The following is a 237-nucleotide window of genomic DNA, read 5'->3' as shown; positions in this document are numbered from 1 at the left end:
ACAGCTACACTATACAACATCGTCGTCCAGCTTCTGCTCACAGGCAGGATGCCTGTGCTACCCGATCAAAGATATTTCCCCCTCGCGATCGGCATCCGCCACCCCGTCCCGAAGGCGCGATCGCTACTCATGTTTGTTTATCCCCCGATCTGGGTGGGGTTGTGGAAAATCTCAGGGGAGCGATCGCTGTGGTATTTTAGTAGGTAGAACAATCCGGAAGCTACCAGTTGAAGCAAT

The 237-nt window shown here is 53.2% G+C and carries 1 protein-coding gene; it reads left to right on the top strand.

What is annotated here, in order from left to right:
- The coding region (locus LKE08_RS29390) for a hypothetical protein (RefSeq protein WP_324707808.1) at nt 1–207 on the top strand (207 nt) is incomplete at its 5' end.
- Nucleotides 208–237 lie beyond the last annotated feature (30 nt).

It is taken from the genome of Lyngbya sp. CCY1209, from assembly GCF_035615495.1.
Lineage (GTDB): Bacteria > Cyanobacteriota > Cyanobacteriia > Cyanobacteriales > Microcoleaceae > Limnospira.
The sequence above is the reverse complement of the archived record's forward strand: the minus strand, read 5'-3'. Positions and strand labels throughout refer to the sequence as shown.